The following is a 13,416-nucleotide window of genomic DNA, read 5'->3' as shown; positions in this document are numbered from 1 at the left end:
CGGGAGAGTTGCCGGGGCGGGCCCCGGCAGAATCAGGAAATCAGGCCGACTTCAGGGTGCCCTTGGGCAGCACGTTGCCGACCGCGCCCTTCTGGACCCGGATCTCGACGCGCTCGGCGATCTCGACGGTGATGAAGCTCTCGCCGATCGCGCGCACGACGCCGGCGATGCCGCCATTGGTGATCACCTCGTCGCCGACCGACAGCTTGTCGAGCATCGCGCGATGTTCCTTGGTCCGCTTCATCTGCGGGCGGATCATCAGGAAGTACATGATCGCGATCAGGATGATCGGGAAAGCCAGCGTCGACAGCATGCTCGGCGCGGCGGGCGCCCCGGCGGCGGCGTGGGCGGGGGCGATCAGCAGGTCCAGCAGATTCATCTGGGCATCCATCAGGGTCGAAAAGGCAGCAGGCGATTATGCCACGGCCGGCCGGGGGCGCAGGCCGAGGCGTGGACGGGGGTGAAAATCGGGCGATCCGGGCCGCCAGGCCCGGCTCAGGCGTCCGGATTCCCGGTCCGGGCGCGATAGAAGGACTCCCGGAACGCGGCGAAGGTTCCCGTCTCGATCGCGGCGCGCATGTCCGACATCAGCTTCTGGTAGTACCAGAGGTTGTGCAGCGTGCCCAGCATCGGCCCCAGCATTTCACCGCAGCGGTCCAGATGACGCAGATAGGCGCGGGTGTAGCCGCCGGCGCAGGCCTCGCAGCCGCAGCCCTCCTCGATCGGGCGCAGGTCCTTCTCGAACTTCGCATTGCGGATGCGAATCGTGCCGGTGGAGGTGAAGAAGTGGCCGTTACGGGCGTTGCGGGTCGGCATCACGCAGTCGAACATGTCGACCCCGCGGGCGACCGCCTCCACCAGATCCTCCGGGCGCCCCACGCCCATCAGGTAGCGCGGACGGTCGCCCGGCAACTGCGGGCAGGTGTGGTCGAGCATCGCGTTGCGCTCGGCCTCGGTCTCGCCGACCGCCAGCCCACCGATCGCATAGCCGTCGAAGCCGATGGCCTGAAGGCCTTGCGCCGAGCGCGTGCGCAGGTCGTGGTGCACGCCGCCCTGGACGATGCCGAACAGCGCGGCGTCGTTGCCCTCGTGCGCACGCTTGGAGCGCGCCGCCCAGCGCAGCGACAGCTCCATCGAGCGCTCGACCACGCGCGGGTCGACCGGCTTGCCGTCGACCTGCACCGGCGGGCACTCGTCGAAGATCATCACGATGTCCGAGTCGAGCGTCTTCTGGATGCGCATGCTCTCCTCGGGACCGAGGAACACCCGCGAGCCGTCGGTCGGCGCCGAGAACGTCACGCCCTCCTCGGTGATCTTGCGCTTGTGCGCCAGCGAGAACACCTGGAAGCCGCCCGAGTCGGTCAGGATCGGTCCGTCCCAGCGCGCGAAGCCATGCAGGCCGCCGTGCGCCTCGATGACCTCCAGGCCCGGACGCAGATACAGGTGGAAGGTGTTGCCCAGGATGATCTGCGCGCCCAGCGCACGGATCTGATGCGGCAGTACGCCCTTGACCGTGCCGTAGGTGCCGACCGGCATGAACGCGGGCGTTTCGATGGTGCCGCGGGGAAAATCGATGCGGCCGCGCCGGGCCGCGCCGTCGCTGCCGAGCAGCTGGAAGGACATTCTGGACATCCCATTAGTATGACCGGTCCCTCCGCTCCCGACGCTGAGACCATGGATCGCCGTCACCTGGGGACTGGGCGCGATGCCTGGCGCGCCTGGCTGACCCGCCCGCTCAGTCCGCCGGCTGCGCAGGCGCGTCGGCGCTCCACAACAGCATCGCATCGCCGTAGGAGAAGAACCGGTAGCGCGCCGCGACCGCATGCGCGTAGGCGGCGAGAATGCGTTCGCGCCCGGCGAAGGCCGAGACCAGCATCAATAGCGTCGATTCGGGCAGATGGAAGTTGGTCACCATCGCATCGACGCTGCGGATGCGGTAACCGGGGAAGATGAAGATCCGCGTCTCGCCCGAGAATGGGTGCAGTTCGCCGTCGACGCTCGCGCTTTCGAGCGCACGCACGACCGTCGTGCCGACCGCGATCACGCGGCCACCGGCCTCGCGGGTGCGCCGGATCTGCGCGACCAGTTCGGCGCCGACGTTGAGCCATTCGCTGTGCATGCGATGCTCGCGGATGTCGTCCACGCGCATCGGCTGGAACGTGCCGGCGCCCACATGCAGGGTCACGTGACCGAAGGCCACGCCCCGCGCACGCAGCCGGTCGAGTAAGGCGTCGTCGAAATGCAGGCCAGCGGTCGGGGCCGCAACCGCGCCGACCTCGCGCGCGAACACCGTCTGGTAGCGCTCGGCGTCGTCGTGCCCCGGCTCACGCCGGATGTAGGGCGGCAGCGGCATGCGCCCGACCTTGAGCAGCCAGGATTCCAGCGCGCCGTCGACCTCGAAGCGCAGGTGGTAGAAGCCCTCGTCGCGCGACAGCACCTCGGCGCTGCCGCCGCCGTCGAGCGCGATCCGTCCGCCCACCTTGGGCGCCTTGCTGGCCCCGATCTGCGCGCGCGCCTCGTTACCGGGCAGCAGCCGCTCGATCAGGATCTCCACGCGTCCGCCACTGTCCTTGTGCCCGAACAACCGCGCCGGGATCACCCGGGTGTCGTTGAACACCAGCAGATCGCCCGGCTGCAGCAGCTCCGGCAGATCGCGCACGTGACGATCGTCGAACGCGCCGTCGGCAGGCGGCACAACCAGCAGCCGGCTGGCCGACCGCTCGGCCAGCGGCGCTTGCGCGATCAGGGCGTCCGGCAGGTCGAAATGGAAATCGGACTTCTTCAAGAGGGGCCGGCGATCGGAAAGGGCGGCCATTGTAGGCGGGGCGAGCGCGCGGTCGGTGCCATTGGCGTCGTGGCTCACTTCCCTCGCCCGCGCGGAGGTCGGCGCTGACAGGCGCCGGGGCGGGCAAGGGCCTTCCCGACCATCGGCCCCGCCGATGGCCCCCCGCCCCCGTCAACGGGAGCGGGACGGATGCGCCTTCCGCCCCAGGGCGGACCACGCGTTATCTATCGAACTTGGTCGACAGGATGATCGACGAGGTCGTGCGCTCGACGCCTTCCAGGCAGCCGATCCGATCGGTCAGCACATCCATGTCGGCGACGGTCGGCACCACGCCGAGCGCGATCAGGTCGTAGGGGCCGCTGACCGAATGCAGGGTGCGCACCGCATCGATCGCGCGCAGCGCGGTCACCACCGGCGTCATCTGCCGGGGCCGGACGCTGATCATGATCTGCGCGCGGATGTGCCCCTGTTCGAAGTCGTCGCGGACCCGCACCGTGTAGCCGCTGATGACGCCGTCGCGCTCGAGTCGCTCGATCCGGCTCTGCACCGTGGTGCGCGACAGCCCGAGTCGGCGCGCGATCTCGGCCGTGGACAGCCGCGCGTTCTCGCGCAACAGCATCAGCAGACGGACGTCGGCGGGCTCGCTGGACATTTCCACGAAGAGATTCGGCAATTCGCCGAAATCCTATCAGCGATTCGGCGATCCGTCGCTACCGGTCGACGGAATCGTCCAGATAATAGAAGGAACGCACCGGCTTGGGAGCTGGTCTCGCCCATTGCCGCGAGCCCGCGCCCGCCACCGGCCCGCCTGCCGACCTGGGAGTCCACCGCATGTCCGTGACCCGTATCCTCGCCCCGCTCCGTGCCCATGGCGGCGCCCGCCGCACGACCGGCCTGTCTGACGAGGTCGTCGAGACCTACGCCGCGCGCCATCCCGCACTCGTCGAGGCGCTGCAGGCCGCCGCAGACGAGTACGCGCGGATCCGCGACGAGTTCGCCGAGCTGCTCGACCTCGACGAGGATGCCCAGGCGCAGGCCGTGCAGGCCGGCTACGTGAACTTCTACCCCGGCGACGCGGTGAATCCCTATGTCGCGCTGGCCGCACGCGGCCCGTGGATCGTCACGCTCAAGGGCGCAGTGCTGCACGATTCGGGCGGCTACGGCATGCTCGGCTTCGGCCACACGCCGGCGCCGGTGCTCGAGGCGATGGCGCGGCCGGTGCCGATGGCCAACATCATGACCCCGCACCTGTCGCAGCTGCGCCTCGACCGCGCGCTGCGCCGCGAGATCGGCCACACCCGCGACGGCGGCTGCCCCTACAGCCATTTCCTGTGCCTGAACTCCGGCTCCGAATCGGTCGGCCTGGCCGCGCGCATCGCCGACATCAACACCCGCGTGCAAACCGACCCGGGCGGCCGCCATGCCGGACGCACGATCAAGCGCATCGTGGTCAAAGGCAGCTTCCACGGTCGCACCGAACGGCCGGCGCTGTACTCCGACTCCTCCCGCGCGACCTATATGAAGCACCTGGCCAGCTTCCGCGACGAGAACTCGCTGATCGCCGTGCCGCCGTACGACGTCGAGGCACTGCGCCAGGCGTTCGCCGAGGCCGACGCCAACGGCTGGTTCGTCGAAGCGGTGTTCCTGGAACCGGTTATGGGCGAAGGCGACCCCGGCCGTGCGCTGCCGCCCGCGTTCTATGCCGCCGCGCGCGCACTCACGCGCGAGCATGGCAGTCTGCTGCTGGTCGACTCGATCCAGGCCGGCCTGCGCGCGCACGGCGTGCTGTCGATCGTGGACTATCCCGGCTTCGAGGGGGTCGAGGCGCCGGACATGGAAACCTATTCCAAGGCGCTCAACGCCGGCCAGTACCCGCTGTCGGTGCTCGCGGTCTCGGCAGACGCGGCGCAGCTGTACCGCAGCGGCGTCTACGGCAATACGATGACCGCCAACCCCCGCGCGCTCGACGTGGCCTGCGCGGTGCTCGAGCAGCTGACGCCCGCGATCCGCGACAACATCCGCAAGGCCGGGCGGCGTGCGATTGAACGGCTCGAGGCGCTGCGCGCCGATGCCGGCGGCGCGATCACCAAGGTCCAGGGCACCGGCCTGCTGTTCTCGTGCGAAATCGACCCACGGTTCAAATGCTACGGCGCCGGCTCGACCGAAGAGTGGCTGCGCGAGCGCGGCATCGGCGTGATCCATGGCGGCGCGAACTCGCTGCGCTTCACGCCGCATTTTGCGATCGGCGAGGACGAGCTCGAACTGCTGGTGGACATGGTCGGTCGCGCGCTGCGCGAGGGTCCGCAGCAGGCGGGGGCATCGGCCGGTGCACGTAACGCCGACAGCCGCGAGCCTGTCGAGGCCTGATCCGCGGGGCATGCTGCCCCCACCCCAGCCCTCCCCCGCGTGCGGGGGAGGGCGCGAAGCATCGGTCGCGCGGCAGTTGCCTGCTTTACGCCGCAACGAAGAAGAAGGCGGGCGGCTTCGCCACGCGTTCGATCGCATCACCGATCAGTCGGATGTCCGGTTCCCGGGGCGGCCCCGGCGGCGCGCGTGCCCTATCCTGTCGGCATCGCCCGCCTCGCTCCCGATGCCCCATGAAGATCGTCGAAGTCCGCCACCCGCTGGTCCAGCACAAACTCGGACTGATGCGCCGCGCCGACAACAGCACCAAGACCTTCCGCGAACTGTCCGCCGAGGTCGCCACATTGCTGACCTATGAAGCCACCTCGGACCTGGAAACCGAGGACGCCACCGTCGACGGCTGGGCCGGTGCGGTGCAGGTCCGGCGCATCAAGGGCCGCAAGATCACCCTGGTGCCGATCCTGCGTGCGGGCATCGGCATGCTGCCCGGCGTGCTCGAACTCATCCCGGCGGCCAAGGTCAGCGTCGTCGGCATCAAGCGCGACGAAGCCTCGCTGCAGGCGGTGCCCTATTACGAGAACCTCGTCGGCGACATGGCCGACCGCACCGCGCTGATCCTCGACCCGATGCTCGCCACCGGCGGCACGCTGATCGCCACCGTGGCGATGCTCAAGGCCGCCGGGACCAGCCGGATCAAAGGTCTGTTCCTGGTCGCCGCGCCCGAGGGCCTGCGCGCACTCGAGGCCGCCCACCCCGATGTCGAGGTCTACACCGCCTCGATCGACCAGCGCCTGGACGAACGCGGCTACATCCTGCCCGGCCTGGGCGACGCCGGCGACAAGATCTTCGGCACCCGGGTCGACTGAACAACGCGTCGCGCGTTGATGCGCTCAGCCCATGCCCGGCCAGCGCCGGAGGATGTCCGGCGATACGCCCACGCGCCGGCACGCGCGCGGCGCGACGCCGTCGGGCAGCGCCATGCGGAACAGCGGCGCCAGGACGCGCAGCACGCATGCACAGACGCGGTAGCGGATCCGCTGCAGCAGTGTGATCTCCAGCAGCGCCTCGGCCCAGGGCGGCAGTAGCGCGGCACCGGCGCCGATGAATACCCCGCGCAACAGCGCCCCGCCCGGCACTGGCAGGCGGGTCGTGCGCAGCACTGCCAGCACCTCGCGCGAACGCGCGTCCAAGCGCAAGTCCGGCCGGACCTGGGCGAAGTAGTCGGCCATCGCCGCATCGCTCGTCGGCACGTCGCGTGCCCCCAGGGCCTCGGCGACCCGGCGCGACTCGTCGTAGTAGCGGTCGTCGACCCCATCGGGCGTCGGCAGTCCGGCGTAGGCGCGAAACCCCTGCAGGAATGCATACGCCTCGGTCGCATGCACCCAGGCCAGCAGCGCGGGATCGTCCGCCGCGTACGGCACGCCATCGGCCGTGATGCCGCGCACCTGGCCGTGGATCGCAGCGACCCGCGCGATCAACCGCTGCGCCTGCGCGCTGCCGGCATACGTGGTGCCCGCGACGAAGGCCGTGGTGCGGCGCAGCCGCCCGATCAGGTCGGTGCGGAAATCGGAGTGGTCCCACACGCCGGCCAGTGCGCGCGGATGCAGCGTCTGCAGCAGCAGCGCGCACAGACCGCCGGCAAGCATGCCCGGAAAATCGGCATGGATTCGCCAGGTGACCGCGTCCGGGCCGAACAAGCCCGGGTCGCCTGCGGGCGTGTCGTAATCGATCCCGCTCTGCCCGCGCGGGAACACGCCCAGCACCCAACGACGGAGCGCGGCGGTCAGCGGAGCGGCGAATCCCGGGCGGGGTGCGTCCATACCCGACAGGCTATCGAGCCCGCGTCGACGAGGGCGTCGATGCCGGTCATGCCGCATGCGACAATTCACACACGTCGCCGACGCGTCCACGCCCGTCCGCGCCGCTCCGTCAGCCAGGGGCCCCGGCCCTCAGCCAGCCTTGCCGCCTCCCCTTGCCGACAACAGGACTGCTTCGCCATGCCCGCTTTTCCGTTCTCCGCGCCGACCACGTCGCTGCGCGCGCGCCGTGCCCCGCTCACGCTCGCCCTGCTGGCCTGCATCGCGGCGGCGCCCGCGCTCGCCCAGGACCTCGCGCCCGACGCGAAGACCCGCACGCTCGACACCGTGCTGGTGACCGCCGACGGCTCGCAGGTCGAACTGCCACCCGCCTACGCCGGCGGCCAAGTCGCCACCGGCGGGCGCGTCGGCCTATTCGGCAACCTCGACCTGATGGACACCCCGTTCAACAGCCTCAACTTCACCGCCGATCTGATGCGCGACCAGCAGGCGCGCAGTGTCGCCGACGTCGTGCAGAACGACCCCGCAGTGCGGGTCGCGCGCGGCTTCGGCAATTTCCAGGAGCTGTACGTCGTGCGCGGCCTGCCCGTGTACTCCGACGACATGAGCTACAACGGCCTGTACGGGCTGCTGCCGAGGCAGTATGTCGCGGCCGAGTTCCTGGAGCGCGTGGAAGTGTTCCGCGGCGCCAACAGCTTCATCAATGGCGCGGCGCCCGGCGGCAGTGGCATCGGCGGCGCGTTCAATCTCGTGCCCAAGCGCGCCGGCGACGACGACCTGACCCGCTTGACGCTGGGCTACGAAAGCGACGGCCAGGGCTACGCCGCGGCCGATGTCTCGCGTCGCTTCGGCGCCGACCGCGCCTGGGGCGTGCGCGCCAACGCCGTGCGCCGCGACGGCGACACGGTGCTCGGCGAAGCCCGCGAGCTCGGCGTGCTGGCGCTCGGCATCGACTATCGCGGCGAACGCGCACGCTTTTCTGCCGATCTGGGCTGGCAGGACCACCGCATCGACGCCCCGCGGCCCAGCGTCACGCCCACCGGCTTGATCCCGAAGGCACCCGCGGCCGACGTGAATTTCGCCCAGCCGTGGACCTTCACCGACGAGAACGACCTGTTCGGGGTGGTCCGCGGCGAGTACGACATCAGCGACGCCACGACGGCGTGGGCGGCCGTCGGCATCCGCGACAGCCGCGAGCACAACGTGCTGGCCAACCCGCGGGTCGACACCGCCGGCACCCTCAGCGCCTCGCGCTTCGACAACGTGCGCGAAGACCTGCTGCGTACCGGCGAAGTCGGCCTGCGCACCGAGTTCCGCACCGGCGCGGTCGGCCACCGCGTCAGCATCACCGGTGCGTTCTTCGACCTCGACTCGCAGAACGCGTTCGCGACCGGCACCCGCCGCGCGGCGGGCACGCTGTACGCGCCGGTCGCGACCCCGCTGCCGCCGACGAGTCCTGCGGTCGGCGACATGGCCGACCCGCTGACCACCAGCCGCACCCAGACCGCGAGCTATGCGATCGCCGACACCCTGCGGCTGGCCGACGAGCGCGTGCTGCTGACGCTGGGCGCGCGCCGGCAGACGCTGCGTCAGTCGAGCTACGACTACACCACCGGCGCGCCGCTCGACCGCTACGACGACAGCGTGGTCACACCGGTGGCAGCGGTCGTGTTCAAGCTCGGTCGCCAGCTCTCGCTGTACGCCAACTACGCCGAGGCGCTGCTGCCCGGCCAGACCGTCGCACAGACCAGCGCCGACGGCACCCCGATCGTCAACGCTGGTGAGATCCTCGACCCGTTCCGCTCCAAGCAGTACGAACTCGGCGCCAAGTACGACGCCGGCGGCTGGGGTGCGAGCGCCGCGGTGTTCCGCATCGCCAAGCCGAATGCGATCGAGCAGGACTACCGGGTCAGCGCCGACGGCGAGCAGCGCAACGAGGGCCTGGAACTGAGTGTGTACGGTCAGCCGGCCGACGGCCTGCGCGTGCTCGGCGGCCTGACCTTGCTCGACGCCACGCTGCGCCGCACTCAGGACGGCATCAATGAAGGCAACGATGTGATCGGCGTGCCCGACGTGCAGGCCAACGCCGGCATCGATTGGGACGTCCCCGGCGTGGACGGGCTCACGCTCGATGCGCGGGCGGTGTACACCGGCCGCCAGGCCGCGCGCGCGGACAATGCGCTGGAACTGCCGTCCTGGACGCGGTTCGACCTGGGCACGCGCTACGCGTTCGAGGCCGGCGGCCGCGACTGGACGCTGCGCGCGCGCGTGGACAACGTCTTCGACCGCGCCTATTGGGCCTCGACCGGCGGCACCTCCGGCGCCAACTACCTGGTGCTGGCGGCGCCGCGCACGGTCACCGTGTCGGTCTCGCTCGCACTGTAATGGCGAACGACGAACGGACGCCGTGGCGTCCGTTCGGATGTGCTGTGCGGCGGCGCCCTGCGATCCGGACGCCGCCGCGACGCGGCATCACTCGAGCGGGATGCGGACCACGCTTTCCAGTGCGCTGGCGGTGTAGTCCTTGTTGAAGGGCGCTTTGACCGTCACATACAGCGCCTTGCCGTCGGGCGCGATCTCCAAGCTATTGGGATTGGGCGGCAGCGTCCAGGTGCGGCGCACGGCGTAGCTGTCGGCATCGAGCTCGCTGACCGTGCCCTGGTCGCGATGGGTCACATAGAGCGCCTTGCGCGCGGGATGCAGCGCGATGCCCATCGAGTCGCCGACCGGCAGGCTGCGCTCGACCTTGCCGGTGCGCGTATCGAACACCAGCACCGTGGCGCCCTTGGAATGGTCGGTCACGAACAGGCGGTGGGTGGCCGGGTCGTGGGCGAGGTTGAGCAGCAGGTACTCCTTGCCGTCGCCGGGCGTCCAGCGGTGCTGGATCGTATGGGTCGCGGTGTCGATCACCAGCACCTCGCCGTCGCCGTTGGCCGCGTACAGGCGCCCGGCCGCCGGATCGAGCAGCAGGCCGGTGACCCACTTGCCGGCATCGCCGATCGTCGCGCGCAGCGTCAGCGTGGCCGCATCGACCACCCAGATCAGCCCCGGCGCACCGACACCGCCGACATACAGCGTGCCGCTGGCCTCGTCGAGGATCACCTGCCGCGGACCATAATTCGTGCCGTCGGACGCTTTGTCTTCAAAGCGCAGCCGACCCTTGACCTCGCCGCTGACCGCGTCGATCGCGGTCAGCCCACGCTCGACGCTGTTGGTCACGTACAGCGTCTCGCCCTTGGCGTCGGTCGCGATGGCGAAGTTGCGCAGGTCGGTGTGGGTCTGGCCGCGGGTCTCCAGCGTGCGCGGATCGAGCCGGTAGATCACCCCGCCCTTGGTGTCGGGCGCGGCCTCCGAGGACGCGACGAACAGGGCGTTCGCGGCCTGGCTGTAGCGCGCTTCATAGACCCCGCGCGCAAGATCGCGGCGCAGCACGCCATCGGGCAGCGCGGTCGCGGTGGCCGCAGGCGTTGCGACGGTCGGCGCCTGCTGGGCATGCGCGAGCGACGACAGGCCGAGCGCGAGTGCGGTCGCGGCGGCCAGCAAAGGCAGGGAGCGAGAGGACGGGGTCATGGGCATGGACTCGGCTGGACGGACGATGGGAGGGGTGCCCGCATGGGAGCCTGCGGCGGCACGGCGGCCGCAGGCACGGGCCGGCGATGGGGCCGGACCGCGGACGCCGACAAACCCTCCGGCTCGCGACGTCCCCTTATCAGGAACGATTCTCATTTTCCAGATCAAGGGGAGACTTGTCCATTGCGGCCCTTCACGGCAGCCGCAGCGGTCCCACCGCATCGAGGACGCGGGCATCGTGCCGCCCGTCCCCGCCCCCGAATGCCGAACCGCTCGCCTCCGGCTGCAAGGGGCGGAACCCATCGTCGTAGTCCCAAGTCACCGCGTGCACGCGTGCGCCGGCGAGTGTCGCCGGATCGCCCAGCGTTGAAGCCGGCAGCGTAAAGCGGATCGTCGCCGCGTCCGGATCGACGTCGATGCGCGCCGGCTGCGCCTGCGGCGTGCCCTCGGCGTCCGCGTCAGCGCCCTGCGCCGAGAACAGCGCGTTCGACCAGCCGTGCGCACGGATGCGGTAATGCCAACGCATCCCGTCGGGCAGTCGTGCGTTCTGCTGGGGCATCACCTCGCTGCCCCCTTCACGTCCCGGCAATTCGATAAATACCACCGGCGCGACATGGTCGAAGCCGTTGGGCGGATTCCAGCCTTGGGTGACGCTCGCCATGTGCAAGGTCACGCGCAGCGCACCGCCGCTGGTCTCGACGTCCAGCCCGCGCAGGTCACCCTGCCGCTGCGTCCGCCACTGACCGCCAGTGGGATAGACCACGCGCCCGTCCAAGCCGTGATCGTCGCCGGCCGGATCGTCCATGCGCGCAACTGCATGCCACTGGCGCTCGACCTGGAACCGCTGCGCTGTCGACGCGGTCCGATCGGCCTCGCGCCACAGCACCAGGCGATGCGTGCGCGCCGGATCGATCCAACTGTCGGTGCGCAGCGTCACCGTCCAGCGCCCGTCGGCACCGGCCACGACGCGCGAGGCGCGCTGCAGATCGCCGTCGACCACGACCCGCAACGCATCGCCGGGCGCCGCGCGTCCGTGCAGTACCACGTCGTCGCGCCACGGGTCTGGCGGCAGCGCATCGAGTGTCGGCGCCGCGCTCCGCGGTGCCTCCGGCGGCGCGTCACCGCCGCGCTGCCGCCAGACCAGCCCCGCACGCGGCGGCAGCACCAGTGTCAGCCGACCATCGGCGGCGACGGTCAGCGGCGCAGGATCGCCATCGAGTCCGAACACGCCCTCCAGCCGTGTGCCGGCCGGCAACCCCGTCTCCAGCGCATCGACCAGCACCGGCGCATCGGCGGTATTGAACGCGACCAGCGCGAGCGCGGCCTCGTGACGCGTGGCCCACACCAGCGCACCGGGCCCGCCGCCGCTGTCGCGCAACACCTCGGGCACACCGCGCGAGAACAGCCGGTCGTCAAGCCGCAATGCCGACATCGCGGCGATCTCGCGATACAGCGGTGCGGCGGTGTCGAACGCGTCGTCCTGCGCGCCGACACCGCCGGCGAACATCGCCGTGCGGCGCCCCGAGAACCCCTGCTCGGTGCCGTAGTACAACGTGGGAATGCCCGGCAGCGTCATCATCGCCAGCAGCGCCTGGCGCAGTGCACGCGTGTCGGCGCCGGCCAGGAACCGGTCGACGTCGTGGTTGTCGACGAAGCTCGGCATCCAGTGCAGGCGCGGATGCAGCGCGACCATGCTGGCGATGCGATGGCCGAGCACCGCGGTCGGCTCGCCACGCGCGAACACGTCGCCGAGGCTGCCGTAGAGCGGAAAGTTGATCATGCCGGGCAGGCGTTCACCGCCAGCCTCGGTGCGCATATAGGCCTCGAGCCGGCGCGCCTGGGTGTCCTCGAACGGCTTGTCGATCGCGAAACCCTCGCCGAAGACGTGGAAGTCCTCGCGGCCGGTCGCACGCGCGGCCGCGGCGATGCCCGGCGCATCGCGATCCTCGGCGTGCAGGAAATCGTCGAAGAAATCCGCTGGCACGTGCAGCGCGGTGTCGACACGAAACGCATCGACGCCGATGTCGCGGATCCAGTCGCCATAGCTGCGGCGCAGCGCGCGGCGGACCTCGGGGTGCTCGGTATTGAGATCGTCGAGGCCGGCGAGCTGATAGGTCAGCTCCTGCGTGCGGTCGGTGAAATCGACGATGTCGGGCGTCCAGTGGTAGATCGCATCCCGGCGCTGGGCCGGGTCGCGCGCATCGTTGCGGTCGAACGGCGGCTGCACCGGCGCCTGGCGTCCGCGCGCATCGGAAAAACGCACGAATCCGGCCGCCGGATCGTCCGCACGCCAGCCGTCGGGATAGCCGAAATAGTTCGCGGTGTGATTCACCACGATGTCCTGGATCAGGTACATGCCGCGACCGTGCAGACCACGCGACAGGGCACGGTAGTCGTCGCGCGTGCCGAAGTGCGGGTCGATTGCGGAGAAGTCGTCCGCCCAGTAGCCGTGGTAGCCACCGTAGCGCGTCGCCTCGTTCCACCACTGGTGCGCCACCGGCGGAGTGATCCACACCGCCGTCGCGCCCAGTCCCTGCACGTAGTCGAGTCGCCGGGTCACACCCGCGAGGTCGCCGCCGCTGTAGCGCGCCGGATCGTTCGGATCGTACTCGCCGGTGCCCTGGTCGTTGTTGGACGGATCGCCGTCGTCGAAGCGGTCGATCATCAGGAAGTAGACGATCTGGTCGCGCCAGTCGGGCGACGGCACGTGCAGATCACCCGCGCTCGCTGTGCCGGCGACCAAGCACAGGCATGCGAGCGCAATGCCCCGCACGCACACGCGCGTGCGCTGTCGCGTGTAAACGTTTCCCATCGTCGCCTCCCCAGCATCATCGACGCCCACATCGTCGACGAGTGCCACCGCGTTGCGCCATGAATACG

General features: G+C 70.3%; 10 protein-coding genes. 3 read left to right on the top strand and 7 right to left on the bottom strand.

Features of this window, described 5'->3' with window-relative positions; translation table 11 throughout:
• Positions 1-40 precede the first annotated feature (40 nt).
• The 4 genes from yajC to MNO14_RS05150 form a co-directional block, all read right to left on the bottom strand.
• Entirely contained in the window at positions 41-379 is a 339-nt protein-coding gene (gene yajC, locus MNO14_RS05165) for a preprotein translocase subunit YajC (RefSeq protein WP_183426274.1), read from the bottom strand.
• Positions 380-495: 116 nt separating this feature from the next.
• Positions 496-1,632 (bottom strand): tRNA guanosine(34) transglycosylase Tgt, encoded by a 1,137-nt coding sequence (tgt, locus tag MNO14_RS05160; RefSeq protein ID WP_241945676.1) that lies wholly within the window; start codon positions 1,630-1,632, stop codon positions 496-498.
• 103 nt (positions 1,633-1,735) lie between these two features.
• Entirely contained in the window at positions 1,736-2,785 is a 1,050-nt protein-coding gene (queA, locus tag MNO14_RS05155) for a tRNA preQ1(34) S-adenosylmethionine ribosyltransferase-isomerase QueA (protein WP_241945675.1), read from the bottom strand.
• Positions 2,786-3,005: 220 nt separating this feature from the next.
• Positions 3,006-3,437, bottom strand: a complete 432-nt coding sequence (locus tag MNO14_RS05150) for an Lrp/AsnC family transcriptional regulator (RefSeq protein ID WP_241945674.1) — start codon at positions 3,435-3,437, stop codon at positions 3,006-3,008.
• 179 nt (positions 3,438-3,616) lie between these two features.
• Between MNO14_RS05150 and MNO14_RS05145 the strand changes: the two genes are divergently transcribed.
• Both MNO14_RS05145 and upp read left to right on the top strand, forming a co-directional pair.
• The gene (locus MNO14_RS05145) at positions 3,617-5,152 is read left to right on the top strand and encodes an aminotransferase class III-fold pyridoxal phosphate-dependent enzyme (RefSeq protein ID WP_241945673.1); all 1,536 of its coding nucleotides are present in this window, start codon (positions 3,617-3,619) and stop codon (positions 5,150-5,152) included.
• 230 nt (positions 5,153-5,382) lie between these two features.
• Positions 5,383-6,015 carry a uracil phosphoribosyltransferase gene (gene upp, locus MNO14_RS05140; RefSeq protein ID WP_241945672.1) on the top strand — a complete coding sequence of 211 codons (633 nt, stop codon included), beginning with the start codon at positions 5,383-5,385 and terminating at the stop codon, positions 6,013-6,015.
• 24 nt (positions 6,016-6,039) lie between these two features.
• Here upp and MNO14_RS05135 read toward each other — a convergent pair whose 3' ends face one another.
• Positions 6,040-6,969 carry an oxygenase MpaB family protein gene (locus tag MNO14_RS05135; protein WP_241945671.1) on the bottom strand — a complete coding sequence of 310 codons (930 nt, stop codon included), beginning with the start codon at positions 6,967-6,969 and terminating at the stop codon, positions 6,040-6,042.
• A gap of 177 nt (positions 6,970-7,146) precedes the next feature.
• Between MNO14_RS05135 and MNO14_RS05130 the strand changes: the two genes are divergently transcribed.
• Positions 7,147-9,351, top strand: coding sequence for a TonB-dependent siderophore receptor (locus MNO14_RS05130; RefSeq protein WP_241945670.1), 2,205 nt, complete (start codon positions 7,147-7,149; stop codon positions 9,349-9,351).
• Positions 9,352-9,438: 87 nt separating this feature from the next.
• Here MNO14_RS05130 and MNO14_RS05125 read toward each other — a convergent pair whose 3' ends face one another.
• Together MNO14_RS05125 and MNO14_RS05120 are read right to left on the bottom strand one after the other, a co-directional pair.
• Positions 9,439-10,536, bottom strand: a complete 1,098-nt coding sequence (locus tag MNO14_RS05125) for a YncE family protein (RefSeq protein ID WP_241945669.1) — start codon at positions 10,534-10,536, stop codon at positions 9,439-9,441.
• 193 nt (positions 10,537-10,729) lie between these two features.
• The gene (locus MNO14_RS05120; RefSeq protein WP_241945668.1) at positions 10,730-13,348 is read right to left on the bottom strand and encodes an alpha-amylase family glycosyl hydrolase; all 2,619 of its coding nucleotides are present in this window, start codon (positions 13,346-13,348) and stop codon (positions 10,730-10,732) included.
• Positions 13,349-13,416 lie beyond the last annotated feature (68 nt).

The organism is Luteimonas sp. S4-F44, from assembly GCF_022637415.1.
GTDB lineage: Bacteria > Pseudomonadota > Gammaproteobacteria > Xanthomonadales > Xanthomonadaceae > Luteimonas.
This window is presented reverse-complemented; position numbering and strand designations above follow the sequence as displayed.